The 20,849-nt window shown below is 35.9% G+C and carries 22 protein-coding genes; all 22 read left to right on the top strand.

Annotated features, from left to right (window positions below):
• Nucleotides 1-59 precede the first annotated feature (59 nt).
• Nucleotides 60-587, top strand: a complete 528-nt coding sequence (gene rplJ / locus CDSE_RS03870; RefSeq protein WP_015396702.1) for a 50S ribosomal protein L10 — start codon at nucleotides 60-62, stop codon at nucleotides 585-587.
• A 66-nt stretch (nucleotides 588-653) separates the two neighbouring features.
• Nucleotides 654-1,025 carry a 50S ribosomal protein L7/L12 gene (gene rplL, locus CDSE_RS03865; RefSeq protein WP_015396701.1) on the top strand — a complete coding sequence of 124 codons (372 nt, stop codon included), beginning with the start codon at nucleotides 654-656 and terminating at the stop codon, nucleotides 1,023-1,025.
• A gap of 144 nt (nucleotides 1,026-1,169) precedes the next feature.
• On the top strand, nucleotides 1,170-5,279 hold the full coding sequence (rpoB, locus tag CDSE_RS03860; protein WP_015396700.1) for a DNA-directed RNA polymerase subunit beta: 4,110 nt from the start codon (nucleotides 1,170-1,172) through the stop codon (nucleotides 5,277-5,279).
• Nucleotides 5,279-9,466: a DNA-directed RNA polymerase subunit beta' gene (gene rpoC / locus CDSE_RS03855; protein ID WP_015396699.1), complete on the top strand. Its 4,188-nt coding sequence runs from the start codon at nucleotides 5,279-5,281 to the stop codon at nucleotides 9,464-9,466. The genes rpoB and rpoC overlap by 1 nt, the downstream gene beginning before the upstream one ends.
• Nucleotides 9,467-9,663: 197 nt before the next feature.
• Nucleotides 9,664-10,041: a 30S ribosomal protein S12 gene (gene rpsL, locus CDSE_RS03850; RefSeq protein WP_015396698.1), complete on the top strand. Its 378-nt coding sequence runs from the start codon at nucleotides 9,664-9,666 to the stop codon at nucleotides 10,039-10,041.
• Nucleotides 10,042-10,163: 122 nt separating this feature from the next.
• Nucleotides 10,164-10,634: a 30S ribosomal protein S7 gene (gene rpsG, locus CDSE_RS03845; protein WP_015396697.1), complete on the top strand. Its 471-nt coding sequence runs from the start codon at nucleotides 10,164-10,166 to the stop codon at nucleotides 10,632-10,634.
• A gap of 9 nt (nucleotides 10,635-10,643) precedes the next feature.
• On the top strand, nucleotides 10,644-12,746 hold the full coding sequence (fusA, locus tag CDSE_RS03840) for an elongation factor G (RefSeq protein ID WP_015396696.1): 2,103 nt from the start codon (nucleotides 10,644-10,646) through the stop codon (nucleotides 12,744-12,746).
• A gap of 86 nt (nucleotides 12,747-12,832) precedes the next feature.
• Nucleotides 12,833-14,023, top strand: a complete 1,191-nt coding sequence (tuf, locus tag CDSE_RS03835; RefSeq protein WP_015396695.1) for an elongation factor Tu — start codon at nucleotides 12,833-12,835, stop codon at nucleotides 14,021-14,023.
• A gap of 57 nt (nucleotides 14,024-14,080) precedes the next feature.
• Nucleotides 14,081-14,392 (top strand): 30S ribosomal protein S10, encoded by a 312-nt coding sequence (gene rpsJ, locus CDSE_RS03830; RefSeq protein WP_015396694.1) that lies wholly within the window; start codon nucleotides 14,081-14,083, stop codon nucleotides 14,390-14,392.
• 144 nt (nucleotides 14,393-14,536) lie between these two features.
• A complete protein-coding gene (gene rplC / locus CDSE_RS03825) occupies nucleotides 14,537-15,238 on the top strand; it encodes a 50S ribosomal protein L3 (protein ID WP_015396693.1) in 702 nt (233 codons plus the stop codon).
• Nucleotides 15,239-15,240: 2 nt separating this feature from the next.
• Nucleotides 15,241-15,858, top strand: a complete 618-nt coding sequence (rplD, locus tag CDSE_RS03820; protein WP_015396692.1) for a 50S ribosomal protein L4 — start codon at nucleotides 15,241-15,243, stop codon at nucleotides 15,856-15,858.
• Nucleotides 15,855-16,151 carry a 50S ribosomal protein L23 gene (rplW, locus tag CDSE_RS03815; RefSeq protein ID WP_015396691.1) on the top strand — a complete coding sequence of 99 codons (297 nt, stop codon included), beginning with the start codon at nucleotides 15,855-15,857 and terminating at the stop codon, nucleotides 16,149-16,151. Before rplD ends, rplW begins: the two co-directional genes overlap by 4 nt.
• Nucleotides 16,151-16,978: a 50S ribosomal protein L2 gene (rplB, locus tag CDSE_RS03810; protein WP_015396690.1), complete on the top strand. Its 828-nt coding sequence runs from the start codon at nucleotides 16,151-16,153 to the stop codon at nucleotides 16,976-16,978. Before rplW ends, rplB begins: the two co-directional genes overlap by 1 nt.
• Nucleotides 16,979-16,990: 12 nt before the next feature.
• The gene (gene rpsS / locus CDSE_RS03805; RefSeq protein ID WP_015396689.1) at nucleotides 16,991-17,266 is read left to right on the top strand and encodes a 30S ribosomal protein S19; all 276 of its coding nucleotides are present in this window, start codon (nucleotides 16,991-16,993) and stop codon (nucleotides 17,264-17,266) included.
• 3 nt (nucleotides 17,267-17,269) lie between these two features.
• Nucleotides 17,270-17,599 carry a 50S ribosomal protein L22 gene (gene rplV / locus CDSE_RS03800; protein ID WP_015396688.1) on the top strand — a complete coding sequence of 110 codons (330 nt, stop codon included), beginning with the start codon at nucleotides 17,270-17,272 and terminating at the stop codon, nucleotides 17,597-17,599.
• A gap of 11 nt (nucleotides 17,600-17,610) precedes the next feature.
• Nucleotides 17,611-18,408, top strand: a complete 798-nt coding sequence (gene rpsC, locus CDSE_RS03795; protein ID WP_015396687.1) for a 30S ribosomal protein S3 — start codon at nucleotides 17,611-17,613, stop codon at nucleotides 18,406-18,408.
• A gap of 2 nt (nucleotides 18,409-18,410) precedes the next feature.
• Complete coding sequence (gene rplP / locus CDSE_RS03790; RefSeq protein WP_015396686.1) at nucleotides 18,411-18,830, top strand: 50S ribosomal protein L16; 420 nt, start codon at nucleotides 18,411-18,413, stop codon at nucleotides 18,828-18,830.
• A gap of 12 nt (nucleotides 18,831-18,842) precedes the next feature.
• Nucleotides 18,843-19,046 carry a 50S ribosomal protein L29 gene (gene rpmC, locus CDSE_RS03785; RefSeq protein ID WP_015396685.1) on the top strand — a complete coding sequence of 68 codons (204 nt, stop codon included), beginning with the start codon at nucleotides 18,843-18,845 and terminating at the stop codon, nucleotides 19,044-19,046.
• Nucleotides 19,039-19,320 carry a 30S ribosomal protein S17 gene (gene rpsQ, locus CDSE_RS03780; protein WP_015396684.1) on the top strand — a complete coding sequence of 94 codons (282 nt, stop codon included), beginning with the start codon at nucleotides 19,039-19,041 and terminating at the stop codon, nucleotides 19,318-19,320. The genes rpmC and rpsQ overlap by 8 nt, the downstream gene beginning before the upstream one ends.
• 263 nt (nucleotides 19,321-19,583) lie before the next feature.
• The gene (gene rplN / locus CDSE_RS03775) at nucleotides 19,584-19,952 is read left to right on the top strand and encodes a 50S ribosomal protein L14 (protein WP_015396683.1); all 369 of its coding nucleotides are present in this window, start codon (nucleotides 19,584-19,586) and stop codon (nucleotides 19,950-19,952) included.
• A gap of 9 nt (nucleotides 19,953-19,961) precedes the next feature.
• Entirely contained in the window at nucleotides 19,962-20,288 is a 327-nt protein-coding gene (gene rplX, locus CDSE_RS03770; protein ID WP_015396682.1) for a 50S ribosomal protein L24, read from the top strand.
• 14 nt (nucleotides 20,289-20,302) lie between these two features.
• Nucleotides 20,303-20,842: a 50S ribosomal protein L5 gene (gene rplE, locus CDSE_RS03765; protein WP_015396681.1), complete on the top strand. Its 540-nt coding sequence runs from the start codon at nucleotides 20,303-20,305 to the stop codon at nucleotides 20,840-20,842.
• The last annotated feature ends 7 nt before the right edge of the window (nucleotides 20,843-20,849 follow it).

Genomic DNA, 20,849 nt, shown 5'->3' with positions numbered 1-20,849 from the left:
ATTCCGGGTAGCGCTTTTTTTATATTGTGGCGTTTTTTTTTAGATGGAGTATCCAACCTGTGAGTCTTAATCGTCAAGAGAAAGCGATAGTTATTCAAGAAATTTTATCAAAATTATCAGGAGCTCAGTCTGTTGTTGTGGCTGAGTATCGTGGTCTTGATGTCGCTTCTATTTCTTCTTTGCGCAAGATTGCGCGTGATTCTGGCGTATATCTCCGAGTTTTAAAAAACTCGTTGGTTCGTCGTGTTGTAGCAGATACGGATTTTGCATTATTAGTCGATAAATTAACTGGACCGTTGATTTATGGTATTAGTTCTGATCCTGTATCGGCAGCTAAAGTTTTAGCTGATTTTGCCAAAAATAATGACAAGTTAGTAATTAAAGTAGGTGCTTTGCCTAATAGTTTATTAGATAAAGATAGTGTTATGAATTTAGCTAACATGCCTTCTCGTGAGGAATTGTTAACAAAATTAGTATTAACATTGCAATCACCAATAACGCAATTTGTGCGTACTCTTAATGAGGTTCCAACTAAGTTTGTTCGTGGTTTGGCTGCGGTTCGTGATTTAAAGCAGTCCTCAATTTAGAGTTATCTACTTGTTGATTATTAAGGTAATTTTGTCTGGCGTTATGTAATTTTGGAGTTCTTTAAAATGTCGTTAAGTAAAAATGAAATTCTTGAAGCAGTATCTAGTATGACAGTTCTAGAGTTATCTGAACTCATTAAAGATATGGAAGATAAATTTGGTGTTTCAGCTGCAGCTGCTGTTGCTGTTGCAGCTCCTGCTGCTGCAGCTGCAGCAGTGGAAGAGCAAACAGAATTTAATGTTATGTTGTTAGAAGCTGGTGCTAATAAAGTAAGCGTTATTAAAGTTGTACGTGAAATAACAGGTTTAGGGTTAAAAGAAGCTAAGGATTTGGTTGATAGCTCACCTAAGGCTGTGAAGGAAGGTATAGCTAAAGTAGACGCAGAAACTATTAAGAAAAAATTAGAAGATGCTGGAGCGAAAGCTGAAATTAAGTAATTTCTAATTTCTGCCCGGATATAACGGTATTGTTGTCTCCGGGCTTTTGCGTTTCCAGGAAACTTTTGGGTTTTAAGAGTTTCCTGGAAACGTGTTAACCTAGAGCCGTAGTGACGGCTCGCGTAATTTCGAGTCGGAGTGTTCATGCCTTATTCGTATACCGAAAAAAAGCGCATTCGTAAAAGTTTTGCCAAGCGTGAAGACGTACAAAAAATTCCATGTTTATTGGAAATGCAATTGCAATCTTATCAGACTTTTTTGCAAGCTGACAAGGATCCATTAAAACGTTCGGTAGATGGTTTGCAGGCCGCTTTTTTATCAATCTTTCCAATAGTTAGTCATAATCAATTTGCTAGATTAGAGTTTGTTAGCTATGAACTTGGTGAGCCAGTTTTTGATGTTAAAGAATGTCAACAACGAGGTTTGACTTATGCTTCTCCTCTGCGTGCTAAATTGCGTTTGGTTCTAATGGATAGGGAGTCCAGTAAGCCTATTATTAGAGAAGTGAAAGAGCAAGAAGTTTATATGGGAGAAATTCCACTTATGACATCTTCTGGTTCCTTCGTTGTTAATGGAACAGAAAGAGTCGTTGTGTCTCAATTGCATAGATCTCCTGGTGTGTTCTTTGAGCATGACAGAGGGAAAACTCATAGTTCAGGAAAATTATTATTTTCTGCAAGAATTATCCCTTATAGAGGGTCTTGGTTAGATTTTGAATTTGATCCAAAAGATATATTATTCTTTCGTATAGATCGTCGACGTAAAATGCCAGTGACTATTCTATTGAAATCTATTGGTTTTTCTCCTGAGTCTATTCTTTCATATTTTTTTGATTCTGATGTTTTTATTTTAAATAAAACAGATGCTGTTTTAGAATTTGTTCCAGAAAGATGGAAAGGAGAGATAGTTAATTTTGATCTTATTGATCAGAATGGAGTGGTTTTAGTAGAGAAAGACAAGCGTATAAATACTAAACATTTAAGAGAGATATCAAAGCAAGGTATTGAGAAAATATTGGTAAAAGATGAGTTTTTAATTGGAAGAACTTTATCTGAAAATATAATTGATCCTGAAACAGGAGAGATTATTGCTAATGCTAATGATGAGTTGACAGATCAAATATTAGACATTTTAAGAAAACATAATATTGTTCAAGTTAAAACTTTATATACTAATGATTTAAATAAAGGTTCTTATATTTCTCAGACATTACGTGTTGATGAGACCATCGATCAAATGTCAGCTAAGATTGCCATTTATCGTATGATGAGACCAGGAGAACCACCAACTGAAGAAGCAGTTAATGGTCTTTTTGAACGTTTATTTTTTAATGAAATCTCATATGATTTATCTCGTGTTGGTCGTATGAAGTTAAATAGTCGTCTTGGTCTTGGTAATGATGCAGATACAATGACTTTAACGAAAGAAGATATCTTAGAATCAATAAAAGTTTTAGTTGATTTGCGTAATGGCCAAGGTCAAATTGATGATATTGACCATCTAGGTAACAGAAGAGTGAGATGTGTTGGTGAATTAACTGAAAATCAATTTAGATCAGGTCTAGTTAGGGTTGAAAGAGCAGTTAGAGAAAGATTAGGGCAGGCAGAAACAGAAAACTTAATGCCTCATGATTTGATTAACTCAAAACCTATTTCTGCTTCTATTAAAGAATTTTTTGGTTCTAGTCAGTTATCTCAGTTTATGGATCAAACAAATCCTTTGTCTGAGATTACTCATAAACGACGTGTGTCTGCATTAGGTCCTGGTGGATTAACAAGAGAGCGTGCTGGTTTTGAAGTTAGAGACGTTCATCCTACTCATTACGGTAGGGTTTGTCCTATAGAGACTCCAGAAGGACCAAATATAGGTCTTATAAACTCGATGTCTTTATATGCAAGATTAAATGGTTATGGTTTCTTGGAAACGCCATATCGTAAAGTTATAGAAGGTTGTGTTACAGATCAAATAGATTATCTCTCTGCAATAGAAGAAAGTAAATATGTTATAGCTCAAGCTAATGCTGAATTAGATGATAATAATTGTTTTATTGATGATTTAATAGCATGTAGAGAATCAGGAGAAACTCTTCTTACATCTCCTAAAAATGTTCATTATATTGACGTAGCTCCATCGCAAATAGTTTCCGTAGCTGCTTCTTTAATACCATTTTTAGAACATGATGATGCAAATAGAGCTTTGATGGGTGCTAATATGCAAAGGCAGGCAGTACCATGTTTAATACCTGAAAAGCCAATTGTAGGTACAGGTCTTGAGCGTATTGTTGCTGTTGATTCAGGAACTACTGTTCAAGCTTTAAGAGGTGGAGTTGTTGATTATGTTGATGCTGATCGTATAGTTATTAGAGTAAATGACTCTGAGAATAATGAAGGTGAAGTTGGTGTTGATATATATAATCTTAATAAATATACCAGATCAAATCAGAATACTAATATCAATCAAAGACCAATAGTAAAATTAGGAGATCGTATTTCTAATGGAGACGTTCTTGCTGACGGGGCTTCTACTGACTTAGGGGAATTAGCTTTAGGTCAAAATATGCTGGTTGCTTTTATGCCTTGGAATGGTTACAACTTTGAGGATTCTATATTAATTTCTGAAAAAGTTGTTTCCGATGATAGATATACGTCAGTTCATATTGAAGAGTTAACAGTTGTTTCTAGAGACACAAAACTAGGACCTGAAGAAATAACAAGGGATATTAGTAATCTTTCAGAAACACAACTTAATCGCTTAGATGATTCTGGAATTACATACATTGGAGCAGAGGTTGTTGCTGGTGATGTGCTTGTTGGGAAAATAACACCTAAAGGTGAAACTCAACTTACTCCTGAAGAGAAGCTTCTAAGGGCTATTTTTGGAGAAAAAGCATCTGATGTTAAAGATACTTCTTTACGTGTTCCATCAGGAATGAGTGGAACGGTAATAGATGTTCAGTTATTTACTAGGGAAGGAGTTGTTCGTGATAAGAGAGCTCAGTCAATAATAGATTATGAACTTCGTAAATATCGTCAGGATTTGAATGATCAGTTGCGTATTGTTGAGAAAGATCAATTTGACAGATTGGAAAAAATATTAATTGGTAAAGTTGTCAATGGTGGTCCTGTTGGTTTATCTAAGGGATCTATTATTACTAAAGAGTATTTGAAAGAGTTGGATAGATGGCATTGGTTTGATATTCGTTTAACAGAAAACAAATATGCTATTTTATTGGAACAAATAAAAGATTCTTTAGAGCTTAAAAGGCAACAATTTGATGCTTATTTTGAAGAAAAGCGTAAAAAGTTAACTCAAGGTGATGAATTACCACCTGGGGTTATGAAAATGGTTAAAGTCTATTTGGCAGTTAAAAGAAGGTTACAGCCAGGAGATAAAATGGCTGGTAGACACGGAAATAAAGGTGTTGTTTCTAGAATTGTTCCTATAGAAGATATGCCACATATGGCAGATGGTACTCCTGTGGATATTGTTCTTAATCCTTTGGGGGTTCCTTCTAGGATGAATATTGGGCAAGTATTAGAGGTTCATTTGGGATGGGCTGCTAAAGGAATTGGTCAGAGAATTAGTGATTTAATATCTTTGGATGAGAGTAATCAAGCTAGAGAACTTCGTTCTTATATGAATAAAGTGTATAACTGTGGTGGAGTTTCTGTCGATATTCAGAGTTTAACTGATCGAGAAATTTTAGAGTTGGCTCATAACTTAAGAAATGGATTGCCAGTAGCTACCCCAGTGTTTGATGGTATCAATGAGGAAGAAATTGCCAAGTTATTATCTCTAGCTTATCCTGATGATGTTGCAGAAAAAATTAAATTAACCCCTTCTCGTTTTCAAGCTTGGTTGTTTGACGGTAGAACTGGGGATAAATTTGAGAGACCAGTAACTATAGGTTATATGCATTATTTGAAATTACATCATTTGGTTGATGATAAAATGCATGCCAGGTCAACTGGACCTTACTCTCTGGTTACTCAGCAACCTCTTGGAGGTAGGGCTCAATTTGGTGGTCAGCGTTTTGGGGAAATGGAAGTGTGGGCTTTAGAAGCTTATGGTGCTGCTTATACTTTGCAGGAAATGCTTACTGTTAAATCTGATGATATTGTTGGAAGAACTAAGATATATGAAAGCATTGTTAAAGGAGATCATTTAATAAATGCTGGAATGCCAGAATCTTTTAATGTGTTGGTAAAAGAAATTCGTTCTTTAGGTTTAGATATAGATTTGGAGCGTAATTAATGAAGGCTCTACTTGACCTTTTTAAACAAGTCTCACAAGACGAACAATTTGATGCTATTAAGGTTAGCGTTGCTTCTTCGGAGAAAATTCGTTCGTGGTCTTATGGTGAGGTTCGTAAACCAGAAACTATCAATTATAGGACATTTAAGCCAGAAAGAGATGGTTTATTTTGTTCAAAAATATTTGGTCCAATTAAGGATTATGAATGTTTGTGTGGCAAATATAAACGTCTTAAACATCGTGGTGTTATTTGTGAAAAATGTGGAGTGGAAGTTACATCAGCTAAAGTACGACGTGAAAGAATGGGTCATGTTGAACTTGCTAGTCCCGTTGCTCATATTTGGTTTTTGAAAAGTTTACCATCTAGATTGGGTATGATTCTAGATATGACTTTGAGGGATATAGAACGAGTTTTATATTTTGAAGCTTGGTGTGTTGTTGATCCTGGAATGACTCCATTAAAACGCGGGCAAATAATGTCTGATGATGATTTTGTTTCCAAGGTTGAAGAGTATGGTGATGAATTCAAGGCATTAATGGGGGCAGAGGCTATAAGGGATCTTTTGCGTAACATTAACATAGAACGAGAAATTCAAATTTTAAGAGATGAACTGAAGGTAGTTTCTTCTGAATCAAAAATTAAAAAAATATCCAAACGTTTGAAAATAATTGAAGGTTTTCAAAAGTCAGATATTAAACCAGAATGGATGATTCTAGAAGTTCTTCCTGTGTTACCTCCAGATCTTAGACCTCTTGTTCCTTTGGATGGTGGTAGATTTGCTACTTCTGATTTAAATGATTTATATCGTAGAGTAATTAATCGTAATAATAGGTTAAAAAGATTAATAGAATTAAAAGCTCCTGAAATTATTCTAAGAAATGAAAAAAGAATGTTGCAAGAATCTGTAGATTCTTTGTTGGATAATGGTAGGAGAGGTAAAGCTATGACTGGCGCTAATAAGCGTCAGTTAAAATCTTTAGCTGATATGATTAAAGGTAAAGGTGGTAGATTCCGTCAAAACCTACTAGGTAAACGTGTTGATTATTCAGGTAGATCAGTTATAGTTGTAGGTCCGCAATTAAAACTTCATCAGTGTGGTATTCCAAAACTTATGGCTTTAGAGTTATTTAAACCATTCATTTTTAATAAATTAGAGTCAATGGGTTTTGCTAACACTATTAAATCAGCTAAAAAGATGGTGGAAAATCAAGAACCGGTTGTTTGGGATCTTTTAGAGGAAGTTATAAGAGAGCATCCTGTAATGTTAAACAGAGCTCCAACTTTACATCGTTTAGGTATCCAAGCTTTTGAGCCAGTTTTGATAGAAGGTAAAGCAATACAATTACATCCACTTGTTTGTGCGGCATTTAATGCTGACTTTGACGGCGATCAAATGGCAGTTCATGTTCCATTGTCATTAGAGGCGCAATTAGAAGCTAGAACATTAATGTTATCTTCAAATAATATATTGTTTCCTGCTAATGGTGAGCCTTCTATAGTGCCTTCTCAAGATATAGTTTTAGGTTTGTATTATGCTACTAGAGAAAGAGTTAATGCAAAAGGGGAAGGAATGTTTTTCTCAAGTGTTAGCGAGGTTCAAAGAGCTTATGATGTTGGTGAGGTTGAGTTGCATAGTCGTATCACTGTTCGTATCAATGAACATGAAATAGGTGATAAAAATATTTTGCAACAATCAAGTAAGCGTTATGAGACAACTGTTGGTAGAGCATTATTGTCTGAGATCTTACCTAAGGGTTTATCATTTTCTGTTTTAAATAAAACTTTAAAGAAGAAAGAAATTTCTCGTTTAATAAATCAGTCGTTTAGACGTTGTGGTTTGCGTGATACTGTTATTTTTGTTGATAATTTGATGCAGTCTGGTTTTAGTCTTGCAACAAAAGCTGGAATTTCTATAGCTATGGAAGATATGTTAATTCCTGCATCTAAATCTACTATTCTGTCAGAAGCTAGTCAAGAAGTTAAGGAAATAGATAATCAATATTCTTCAGGTTTGGTTACTTCGCAAGAAAGATATAATAATGTAGTAGATATTTGGGGTAAAGCTAGTGATAGAGTAGGTAAAGCCATGATGGAATATTTGGCTACAGAGCCAGTTATAAATAGAAAGGGTGAAGAAATTCGTCAAGAGTCTTTTAATTCTATTTATATGATGGCTGATTCTGGTGCTCGTGGTTCTGTTGCTCAAATTCGTCAGTTAGCTGGAATGCGTGGTCTTATGGCTAAACCTGATGGGTCGATTATTGAAACTCCAATTAGTGCCAATTTTAGAGAAGGTCTAAATGTTCTTCAATATTTTATTTCTACTCATGGTGCTCGTAAAGGACTTGCTGATACAGCTCTTAAAACTGCAAATTCTGGTTATTTGACTAGAAGATTGGTTGATGTGACACAGGATCTAGTTATTATTGAACAAGACTGTGGAACATCGCAAGGCTATGCTATGAAGGCAATAGTAGAAGGCGGAGAGGTTGTAGAAACATTAAGAGATAGAATATTAGGTCGTATATCTGTTGTGGATATTGTAGACCCTGATACAAGGGATGTTATTATAAAAGCTGGATCTTTACTGGATGAAGATTTGGTAGATAAGATAGATCTTATAGGAATTGATGAGGTAAAGGTTCGAACTCCTCTTACTTGTGAAACCCGTAGAGGTTTATGTGCTAATTGTTATGGTAGGGATTTAGGTAGAGGTGAATTGGTTAATATAGGAGAAGCAGTTGGTGTTATTGCTGCTCAGTCTATAGGAGAACCAGGAACTCAGCTTACTATGAGAACATTCCATATAGGAGGTGCCGCTTCTCGTGCTGCCTTAGCTAGTGTTGTTGAGACAAAATCTAATGGTATTGTTGGATTTATGAGTACTATGAGGTATGTTACTAATCCAAAAGGAGAAAGGGTAGTTATTTCTCGCTCTGGGGAATTGGCTGTTTTTGATGAAAACTCAAGAGAAAGAGAAAGGCATAAAATACCATATGGTGCAATTTTATTGGTTGGTGATGGAGAAAGTGTTAATGCTGGAATGCTTCTAGCATCTTGGGATCCGCTTACTCGTCCAATTGTTTCAGAATATGCTGGTAAAGTGAAATTTGAAAATATTGAAGAGGGAGCAACTGTAGCTAAGCAAGTAGATGATATAACAGGATTGTCGACATTAGTGGTTATTACTCCAAAGACTAGAGGTAATAAGGTTTCCATGAGACCTCAAATCAAGCTTATAAATGAATCTGGAGAAGATGTAAAAATTGCTGGAACAGATATAGCTGGTAGTATAACTTTTCCTGTTGGAGCATTAATTACTGTTCGTGATGGTCAACATGTTTCTGTTGGTGAAATTTTAGCTAGAATTCCACAAGAATCTCAAAAAATACGTGATATTACAGGAGGTTTGCCTAGAGTAGCTGAATTGTTTGAGGCTAGATCTCCTAAGGATGCTGGAATGTTAGCAGAAGTGACTGGAACTGTTTCTTTTGGAAAAGATACAAAGGGTAAACAACGTTTGGTTATTACAGATTTAGATGGTATGACCCATGAGTTTCTAATTACAAAAGAAAAACAAATTCTTGTTCATGATGGGCAAGTAGTAAATAAAGGCGAGATTATAGTTGATGGTCCAGTTGATCCTCATGATATTTTACGTCTACAGGGTGTTGATAGTTTGGCTTCTTATATTATTGATGAAGTTCAAGATGTTTATCGTTTACAGGGTGTTAAAATAAATGATAAGCATATAGAAGTTATTGTTCGACAGATGCTGCGTAGGGTAAATATTATTAATCCAGGTGATACTACTTTTATACCAGGAGAGCAGGTTGAAAGATCTGATTTGTTAAATGAGAATGATAGAGTAAACTCTAACAATGGTATACCTGCTACATATGATAATATATTACTAGGTATAACTAAAGCTTCTCTGTCTACAGATTCATTTATATCAGCAGCTTCTTTCCAAGAAACCACACGTGTTTTAACTGAAGCTGCTATAATGGGTAAGAAAGATGATTTGCGAGGCCTAAAAGAGAACGTAATAGTTGGTCGTTTAATACCAGCTGGTACAGGATTATCATATCATAAGGCTCGTAAAGCAAAAATTATTCTTAATGAAGCTGAAAAAGCTAGCGCTATAGAAAAGGCTAGTCCTTTTGAAAAGCAGGTAAGTCAGTAGTTATTAAAGTTTTTTGTTTTTGACAACAGTCAAAAACAAGGTTATATTGGCCAGCTAGTTTTGTATTTTAAATAAAGTATGAAACTACTGTGTTTTATTAAAATTAGTTTTTAAACTTGTTATTTTGCCTGTGTTAATTATATAGTTAGGTAAAATAAAATTATTGTAATAATAAGATTAAAGGGATTTCAAAAGATATGCCTACTATTAGCCAACTTGTGCGAAAACCACGTGAGATTAGTTTTCTTAAAAGCAAAAGTCCAGCCTTAGAGAATTGTCCTCAGAGACGTGGTGTTTGTACTCGTGTTTATACTACAACCCCTAAAAAACCTAATTCTGCTATGCGGAAAGTTGCCAAGGTAAGATTAACTAATGGATATGAAGTAATTTCATACATTGGTGGGGAAGGACATAATTTACAAGAGCACTCTGTTGTTTTAGTGCGAGGTGGTCGTGTTAAAGACTTACCTGGTGTACGTTATCATATTGTGCGAGGTTCTCTTGATTTGCAAGGTGTTAAGAATCGCAAACAGGCTCGTTCTAAATATGGATCTAAGAAGCCTAAAAAATCTTAAATTTGATTAAATTAACTTTTAGTGTGGCCATCATATGTGGTTAAGGTGGCATGTAAGTGGTTGTTTTTTTAAACAACTATGACCATGGTGTTTGGTTCAGCTGAAATACACAAGGAAATAAAATGTCACGTCGTCGTGAAATACCTAAGAGAGAAATTTTACCGGATCCAAAATTTGGTAGTGTTGAGTTAGCAAAGTTTATGAATGTTGTTATGCTGGATGGGAAAAAAGCGGTTGCTGAACGTATTGTATACGGGGCTCTTGATCATGTTAGCAATAAAACTAAGAAAGATCCTTTAGAGATTTTTGATTTAGCAATAAATAATATTAAACCTATCGTTGAGGTTAAAAGCCGTCGTGTTGGCGGTGCTAATTATCAAGTTCCAGTTGAAGTAAGGCCAGTAAGACGTTTGGCTTTATCAATGAGATGGTTGAGAGAGGCAGCCAAGAAACGTAGTGAAAAATCTATGGATTTGCGTTTGGCTGGGGAATTAATAGAAGCTTCAGAGAATCGTGGTGCGGCCATGAAAAAAAGAGAAGATACTCATAAGATGGCTGAAGCTAATAAAGCCTTTAGTCATTTCCGTTGGTAAGGATTAATAATGGCTCGTAAAATACCGATAGAATACTATAGAAATATAGGAATTTCTGCTCACATAGATGCTGGTAAAACAACTACTACGGAACGTATTTTGTTTTATACTGGGGTTAATCACAAAATAGGTGAGGTGCATGATGGTGCCGCAACTATGGATTGGATGGAGCAAGAACAGGAGAGGGGTATTACTATTACTTCAGCAGCAACCACAGCTTTCTGGAGTGGAATGTCAAATAATTATCCTGAGCATAGGATTAATATTATTGATACCCCAGGTCACGTTGATTTTACTATAGAAGTAGAAAGATCTATGCGTGTTCTAGATGGCGCTTGTATGGTTTATTGTTCTGTGGGTGGAGTTCAACCTCAATCTGAAACAGTATGGCGTCAGGCAAATAAGTATCGTGTACCTAGACTTGCTTTTGTTAATAAAATGGATCGTACCGGGGCAAATTTTTTTAAGGTTTATGATCAGTTAAAATTAAGATTAAGAGCTAATCCTGTTCCAATAGTTATTCCTATTGGAGCTGAAGATAAATTTTTAGGTGTAATTGATTTGGTAAAAATGAAATCAATTATTTGGGATGAGAAAAGTCAAGGAATTAAGTTTGAGTATTCTGATATCCCAGAGGATTTAAAAGCGGAAGCTAATAAGTGGAGAGAGAATTTACTTGAAGTTGCTGCTGAGTCTTCAGAAGAGTTGATGGATAAATATCTTAATTCTGGAACTTTGAGTGAAGAAGAGATTAATCTTGCTATTCGTCAGAGAACTATAGCATGTGAAATACAGCCGATGCTTTGTGGAACAGCTTTTAAAAACAAAGGAGTTCAACGTATGTTGGATTCTGTTATTGATTATCTTCCTTCACCTATAGATATTCCTCCTGTTGCTGGTATTGATAAGGATGATAAAGAGACTCATAGAAATGCCGATGATAAAGAAAAGATGTCAGCTTTGGCTTTTAAACTAATGAGTGATCCTTTTGTTGGTCAATTGACTTTTATTAGAGTTTATTCTGGTGTTTTGAGGTCTGGAGATACAGTTTTTAATCCAATTAAAGGGAAGAAAGAACGTATAGGTAGACTTTTACAGATGCATGCTAATAACCGAGAAGAGATAAAAGAAGTGCTGTCTGGTGATATTGCAGCTGTTGTTGGTTTGAAAGATGTTACAACAGGTGAAACATTATGTGATGTAGAATCTCCGATTACTTTAGAAAAAATGATATTTCCAGAGCCTGTTATATCTCAGGCCGTTGAACCAAGAACAAAAACTGATCAAGAGAAAATGGGTCTTGCTTTGTCACGTTTAGCTCAAGAAGATCCGTCATTTAGGGTTCGCAGTGATGAAGAATCAGGTCAAACTATTATTTCTGGAATGGGCGAGTTGCATTTAGAAATATTAGTAGACAGGATGAAGAGAGAATTTGGTGTTGAGGCTAATGTTGGCAAACCACAAGTTGCTTATAGAGAAACTATTAGAAAGGTTTGTGATCAGGCTGAAGGAAAATTCATTAAACAATCTGGTGGTCGTGGTCAGTATGGTCATGTTGTTTTAAAAGTAGAACCTTTACCTCCAGGTAGTGGTTATAAGTTTGTTGATGCTATTAAAGGTGGGGTTGTTCCTAGAGAGTATATTCCAGCTGTAGATAAAGGTATTCAAGAGACTATACCTTCAGGGGTATTAGCTGGTTATCCTGTTGTTGATGTTCAGGTTACTTTGTTCTTTGGTTCTTATCATGATGTTGATTCTAACGAAAATGCTTTTAAAATGGCAGGTTCTATAGCTTTTAAGGAAGGATTAAGAAAGGCAAGTCCTGTTATATTGGAGCCTATGATGGCTGTAGAAGTTGAAACTCCTGAAGATTATGCTGGTACTGTAATGGGTGATTTATCTTCTCGTCGTGGTATGGTGCAAGGTATGGATGATATAATTGGTGGTGGTAAGATAATAAAAGCAGAGGTTCCTTTAGCTGAAATGTTTGGATATGCCACTAATCTTCGTTCTTTGACACAGGGAAGAGCTACATATACTATGGAGTTTAAACATTATTCTGAAGCTCCTAAAAATGTTGTTGATGAAGTTATTGCAGCTAGAACTAAATAATAAATATTGACAAAAAGCGTCTTCATGATTATCTTGAACGCAGTGACATTTGTTTGATTTTTTCTTGAAAAATTTAAGGTAAAAACATGGCGAAAGGCAAGTTTGAACGTAGTAAGCCGCACGTAAACGTTGGTACTATTGGTCACGTTGATCATGGTAAAACAACTTTGACAGCGGCTATTACTACCGTTTTGGCAGTTAAGTTTGGTGGTGAAGCTCGTGGGTATGCTCAGATTGATGCTGCTCCAGAAGAAAAGGCTAGAGGTATTACTATAAATACATCTCATGTTGAGTATGAGACTGCTAGTCGTCATTATGCTCATGTTGATTGTCCTGGTCATGCTGACTATGTAAAAAACATGATTACAGGGGCTGCTCAGATGGATGGAGCCATTCTTGTCGTTTCTGCGGCTGATGGTCCTATGCCACAAACTAGAGAGCATATATTATTATCTCGTCAAGTTGGTGTTCCATATATCGTAGTTTTTTTGAATAAAGCTGATATGGTTGACGATGAGGAACTTCTTGAGCTTGTAGAGATGGAAGTTCGTGAGCTTTTGTCTAAGTATGACTTTCCTGGTGATGATACTCCTATTATTAAGGGTTCTGCCAAATTAGCATTGGAAGGTGACAAGGGTGATTTAGGTGAGAAGGCTATTTTAGCTTTGGCTGATGCTTTAGATCAATATATACCAACTCCTGAGCGTGCTATAGATGGGGCTTTTTTGATGCCTGTTGAAGATGTGTTTTCTATCTCTGGAAGAGGCACTGTTGTTACAGGTCGTATAGAAAGAGGTATAGTAAAGGTTGGAGAAGAGATTGAGGTAGTAGGTATTAAGAACACAGTTAAGACTACTTGCACCGGTGTTGAAATGTTCCGAAAATTATTGGATCAAGGTCAGGCTGGTGATAATGTTGGTATTTTATTAAGAGGTACCAAACGAGAAGATGTTGAGCGTGGTCAAGTTTTAGCTAAGCCTGGTTCTATTACTCCTCATACAGAATTCACAGCTGAAGTCTATGTGTTGTCAAAAGAAGAAGGTGGTCGTCATACTCCTTTCTTTAAAGGTTATCGTCCTCAGTTTTATTTCCGTACTACTGATGTTACTGGGACTATAGAATTACCAGCAGATAAAGAAATGGTTCTTCCTGGTGATAATGTTAGTATTACAGTAAAATTATTAGCTCCTATAGCAATGGAAGAAGGATTACGTTTTGCTATACGTGAAGGAGGAAGAACCTTAGGTGCTGGTGTAGTATCTAAAGTTATTGTTTAATTTTGTTAAATTAACGAAGGTTTAGCGCCTTCGTTTTTTCGTTCTTTAGGAATCTTCATGAAAAACCAAAAGATTCGCATCCGTTTAAAGGCATTTGATTATAAATTAATAGATCAATCTGCGGCGGAAATAGTAGATACAGCAAAACGAACTGGGGCTGTAGTAAGAGGTCCTGTTCCTTTGCCTACTCGTATTCGTCGTTATGATTTATTAAAATCTCCTCATGTTAATAAAACATCACGCGATCAGTTTGAAATTCGTACACATCAAAGACTAATGGATATAGTAGATCCAACTGATAAAACTGTTGATGCTTTAATGAGACTGGATTTACCAGCAGGTGTTGATGTTGAAATTGCTTTACAGTAGTTTTTATTGTTTTATTTTAGTATTTTAGTATTTTTATGTTTTTTAGAAAATTTCTAAAAATTTTGTTGTAAGTATTAAATAAATTTTTTAATACTTTTTTAGTTAAAAAAATCCCGACCAATCGTAGTCGGAATGGAGATAATAATGTCAGAGTTGACAACTACTTCTTTGCCTTATAGGCTAGGAATGATAGGTCGCAAGATTGGCATGACTCGTATATTTACAGATGAAGGGGAATCTATTCCTGTGACTGTAGTAGACGTGTCTAATAATCGTATAGCTCAGATTAAATCACATTTAGTTGATGGGTATACTGCCATTCAAGTAGCTTATGGATCTCGTAGAGTTTCTCGTTTATCTAAGTCTCAAATTGGCCATTATGCTAAAGCAGGTATAGAGGCAGGTAGTAGTCTTAGAGAGTTTCATTTGAATGATGAGATGCTTCAGTTGAAAAATTTTTCTGTTGGTTCTGTGATTGCTATTGATAGCTTGTTTAAAGCTGGTCAGCATGTTGATGTAACTGGAACAACAATAGGTAAGGGTTTTGCTGGGTCTATTAAGCGTCATAATTTTGGAGCTCAAAGAAATTCACATGGTAATTCACGTTCTCATAGAGCTCCTGGATCTATAGGTCAGGCTCAGGATCCTGGTAGGGTTTTCCCAGGAAAGAAAATGCCTGGTCATATGGGAGCTGTAACTCGTACTGTTCAAAATCTACAGATAGTAAGAATAGACTTGGAAAGAAGTTTACTTCTTTTAAAAGGAGCTGTTCCAGGTTATTCTGATTCAGACGTGATAGTACGTCCAGCTATTAAAAAGATTATAAAAGAGAGGGGGCAAGAATAAAAATGGATTTAAAGCTCCTTAATGATCAAGGTCATAGTGATTTGTTTAGTGTATCTGATGATGTTTTTGCCTGTAATTTTAATGAATCATTAGTGCATCAAGTGGTTATTGCTTTTCAGGCAAATGCGCGTTTAGGAAATCGTGCTCAGAAAGATAGATCTGAAGTTAGACATAGCACAAAAAAACCATGGAAACAAAAAGGTACAGGCAGAGCTCGTGCTGGTATGACTTCTTCTCCTTTATGGCGTGGTGGTGGTCGTATATTTCCTAACTCTCCAGAAGAGAATTTTTCCCAGAAAATAAATAAGAAAATGTATCGTTCTGGCATGAGATCTATAATATCTCAGATAGTTCGTGAAGATCGTTTGATTGTTGTAGAGTCTTTTAAGTTAGATTCTCCTAAGACTAAATTGGCTGCTAATAAAATTAAATCGCTTGGATTAACGTCAGCGATGATTTTGGTGGAAGAAATTGATGAGAATATATATTTAGCCACTCGTAATTTGCCTCATATTGCAGTTACAGAGCCTCGTTATATAGATCCTTTGTCTCTTATACACTATAAAAAAATTCTTATTACAAAAGCTGCTATTAGTCAAATAGAGGAGATGCTAGGATGAATGCAGAACGTTTAATGCAGGTAATTTTGGCTCCTATTATTACAGAAAAGGCTACTTTTATTGCTGAGAAGTCTCGTCAAGTAGTTTTTCGTGTTTTGCCAAATGCTACTAAAATAGAAATAAAAGAAGCAGTAGAGTTGTTGTTTAAAGTGCAAGTTGATTCCGTGACCGTTCTTAATCACAAGGGAAAAACTAAACGTTTTGGTCGTTTTGTAGGCCGTCGTCGCAATGAAAAGAAGGCATATGTTTCTCTTCATGAAGGGCATGAAATTAACTTTGCAGAGGTGGTGTAATGACAATTGTTAAAGTGAATCCAACGTCACCAGGCAGAAGAGGTTTAGTTAAGCTTTCCAACCAGAATTTGCATAAAGGCGCACCTTTTTTTCCTTTGTTGGAGAAACAGAAACGTGGTTCTGGTCGTAATAATAATGGACATATTACCATTAGGCATAAAGGTGGCGGGCATAAACAAGCTTATAGGATAATAGATTTTCTTAGGAATAAGGATGGTATTCCTGCAAAAGTAGAACGGCTTGAGTATGATCCTAATCGTAGCGCTAATATTGCTTTATTATGTTATTCAGATGGGGAAAGACGCTATATAGTAGCTCCTAGAGGTTTAGTAATTGGAGCAGTTGTATTGTCTGGATTAGATGCTCCTATAAAAATAGGTAATACTCTTCCTATACGTAACATACCTGTTGGCTCAACTATACATTGTATAGAAATGCGTCCAGGCAAAGGAGCGCAACTTTCTAGATCGGCTGGATCATCAGCTGTTTTACTTGCTAGAGAAGGTGTTTACGCTCAGGTTCGTTTGAAGTCTGGTGAGGTTCGTAATATTCATGTTGAATGTCGAGCTACTCTAGGTGAAGTTGGGAATGAAGAACATAGTCTTAGGCAAATAGGTAAAGCTGGCGCAATGCGTTGGCGTGGAATTCGTCCTACGGTTAGAGGCGTGGCTATGAATCCGGTTGATCATCCACATGGTGGAGGTGAAGGCCGAACAGGGGAGGCTCGAGAGCCAGTTAGTCCATGGGGTACTCCAGCCAAGGGTTATAAAACTCGTCGCAATAAAAGGACTACTAATATGATAGTCCAGAGACGCAAAAACAAATAAGAGGCGAACAACATGTCACGTTCGATAAAAAAAGGTCCTTTTGTCGATCTTCATCTTATGAAGAAAGTAGATGCTGCTGTTGCAGGCAAAGATAAGAAACCAATTAAAACATGGTCTAGAAGATCTACAGTTTTACCTGAGTTTATTGGTTTAACTATTGCCGTTCATAATGGTCGTCAACAAGTACCTGTTTATATAAATGAAAATATGGTTGGTCATAAGCTAGGAGAGTTTGCTTTGACTAGAACTTTTAAAGGTCATGCTGCTGATAAAAAGGCTAAAAGGTAAAATATGGAAACTACTGCTGTCGTTCGTGGAGTTCATATATCTTCTCAAAAAACACGTTTGGTTGCTGATTTAATTAGAGGTAAAACGGTTTCACAAGCGCTTAATATACTGAAGTTTTCTTCTAAGAAGGCTGCTGGTATTTTAAAGAAAGCTGTTGATTCTGCTATAGCTAATGCAGAGCATAATCATGGTGCTGATATAGATGAATTACGAGTAAGTGCAATTTTTGTAGATAAGGCACAATCCATGAAGCGTTTTTCTGCAAGAGCTAAAGGTCGTGGCAATCGTATTGAAAAACAAACATGTCATATTACAGTTAAAGTCGGATCCTAGGAGGAGTATATATGGGACAAAAAATTTATCCTACAGGATTTCGTCTGCCGGTTTCTAGAAACTGGTCTTCTAGATGGTACTCTGAAGATCGTGATTTTAGTTCTATTTTGGCAGGTGATATTAGGATTCGTGAATACTTAAAGAAAAAACTTAAGAGTGCTTCAGTTAGTCGTGTGTTAATAGAAAGACCTGCAAAAAATGCTAGAGTGACTATTTATTCTGCTAGACCTGGTGTTGTAATAGGTAAAAGAGGTGAAGATATAGAAATTCTTAAAGCTGATTTGCAAAAGTTAGCAGGTGTTCCTGTTCATGTTAATATAGAAGAAGTTAGAAAACCAGAAACTGATGCTCAATTAATTGCTGATTCTATAGCACAGCAGTTAGAAAAGAGAATAATGTTTCGTAGAGCAATGAAAAGAGCCATGCAGAATGCTATGCGTTTAGGGGTTCAAGGTATTAAGATCATGAGTTCTGGTAGGCTTAATGGTATTGAAATAGCTAGAACTGAATGGTATAGAGAAGGTAGAGTTCCTTTACATACTTTAAAAGCAAATATAGATTATGGCACCTCTGAAGCTCGTACTACTTATGGTATTATAGGCGTAAAAGTTTGGGTTTATAAGGGAGATTTGCTGTTAAGTGGTGATTCTTTATTTGATTCTAATAATGTTGTTCGTGAAGAAGAGCCAAAAAAAGTTCGTAAATCTGCTCGCGGTGAAAAGACAGATAATAAAAACAATCGTCATCGTAATCGCAACCGTTCATCTGCTAAGGTTGCAGTAACTTCTTCATCTGGTGAAGGAGATTAATTATGTTACAACCAGCTCGTAGAAAATATCGTAAAGAACATAAAGGTCGTAATACAGGTTTGGCTACTAGTGGAGCTAACGTTTCTTTTGGGGAGTTTGGTTTAAAGGCTACTGGTAGAGGTAGATTAACTGCAAGGCAAATAGAATCTGCTAGACGAGCCATTAATAGGCATATTAAGCGTGGTGGTCGTGTATGGATTCGAATTTTTCCTGATAAACCAATATCTCAAAAGCCTGCTGAAGTTAGAATGGGTAATGGTAAAGGAAATCCAGAATATTGGGTTTCTGAAATCCAACCTGGGAAAGTATTGTACGAAATGGAAGGAGTTAGCGAAGAACTTGCTCGTGAAGCTTTTCGTTTAGCTGCTGCTAAATTGCCTATTTCGACAGTATTTGTATCTCGTCGTATAGGTGGTTCTTAAGGGGAAATTTTAATGAAGGCTAGTGAACTTCGTTTAAAAGATATATCAGAGTTGAATAATGAGCTTAATAGTTTATTGAAAGCACAGTTTAAACTGCGTATGCAAATGGCTACTAAACAACTTGTTAATACTGCTCAAATAAACAATACTAGGAAAGGTATTGCTAGAATACGTACTATTTTGACAGAAAAAGCAAGGAAACAATCAAATGGATAAAGTAATAGAAGATCAAATTACTAAACGCCAGCGTATTTTAGTTGGCAAGGTTGTTAGTAGTAAAATGGATAAGTCAGTTGTGGTAAAGGTAGAACGACGTGTTAAACATCAAATTTTTGGTAAAATAGTTACTCGATCTGCTAATTATAAAGCTCATGACGAAGATAATAAATACAAAGAAGGAGATTTGGTAGAAATAAAGGAATGCAGGCCAATTTCACGTGATAAATCTTGGGTTGTTGTTCGTTTGGTTAATACTAGTTCTGTTTTTTAGTTTTTTATAAATATATAGAGGGCAACTTCTGTTTGCCATCTATATATTTTGTTTTGTAAGGCTTGAATTTTTTTTGTCTCTATGAGACAATTTGTTGGGAAGTTTTTTGACATATTTTTACAAATCAGAAAGCTTATTTTTTAATTATACTTCAACCCATAATTATTGTTTTTTTTCAATAGCAGTAATTTACGGGGCCAAAACTGGCAAAAATTTATAATTGTTGCTTTTTAAATTTTAGTTAAGTTGGAACAGGAAAAATCATGATCCAAATGCAGACCACGCTAGATGTGGCCGATAACACTGGTGCTCGTCATGTAATGTGCATCAAGGTTCTTGGTGGTTCTAAGCGACGTTATGCCGGAATCGGCGATGTTATTAAAGTAAGTGTGAAAGATGCCGCCCCGCGTGGGAAGGTAAAGAAAGGTGAGGTTTATAATGCAGTAGTAGTTCGTACTGCTAAAGGAGTGCGTAGAAAAGATGGTTCTTTAATTCGTTTTGGTAGTAATGCTGCTGTTTTGCTTAATGCTAAATTAGAACCTATAGGTACTCGTATTTTTGGACCTGTTACTCGTGAACTACGTGGAGAGAGATTCATGAAAATTGTCTCCTTGGCTCCAGAGGTTTTGTAAAGGTTTTCTATGAATAAAATTAGAAAAGGAGATGAGGTCATTGTTCTTTCTGGTCGTGATAAAAAGAAACGAGGAATCGTTTTGGCGCGAGTAGATAAAGACCATTTATTGGTAGAAGGCGTTAATGTTGTGAAAAAGCATCTTAAGGCTAATCCAATGGCTAATAATCCAGGTGGTATTATAAATAAGACTATGCCAATACACATTTCAAATGTTGCTCTTTTTAATTCTACAACTAATAAGGGAGAGCGTGTAGGCATTAAGAAAAATGATGATGGTAATAATGTCAGAATTTTTCGTTCCAGTGGTGATGTTGTTGTTGGTGATAAGTCATAAGGAGCGAAAGTTATATGTCTAGACTGCAAGATTTATATAAAAATGAAGTTATAGCAAATTTACGCTCTAAGTTTGGTTATAAAAGCGTAATGGAAGCTCCTCGTGTTTCTAAAGTTACTCTTAATATGGGAGTTTCAGAGGCTGTTGCAGATAAGAAAGTGATTGATAGTGCTGTTTCTGATTTAACAAGAATATCTGGTCAAAAGGCTGTTGTAACAAAAACACGAAAAGCTATAGCTGGTTTTAAAATTAGAGAGAATTATCCAATAGGTTGCATGGTTACGCTACGCGGCGAACGCATGTATGAATTTCTGGATCGCTTGGTAACAATTGCACTGCCTAGAGTGCGTGACTTTAGAGGAATTTCTGGTCGCGCATTTGATGGTCGTGGAAATTATAATGTTGGTGTTAAGGAACAAATTATTTTTCCTGAGATCGAGTATGACAAAGTTGATGTTATTCGAGGTCTAAATATTAGCATTAATACTACAGCGAAGACTGATGAGGAAGCTAAAGCTCTATTGACAGCTTTTGGTTTTCCTTTTCGTAATTAATGGGATT

This window comes from Candidatus Kinetoplastibacterium desouzaii TCC079E (assembly GCF_000340795.1).
In the GTDB taxonomy this organism is placed as follows: Bacteria; Pseudomonadota; Gammaproteobacteria; order Burkholderiales; family Burkholderiaceae_B; genus Kinetoplastidibacterium; species Kinetoplastidibacterium desouzai.
The sequence above is the reverse complement of the archived record's forward strand: the minus strand, read 5'-3'. Positions and strand labels throughout refer to the sequence as shown.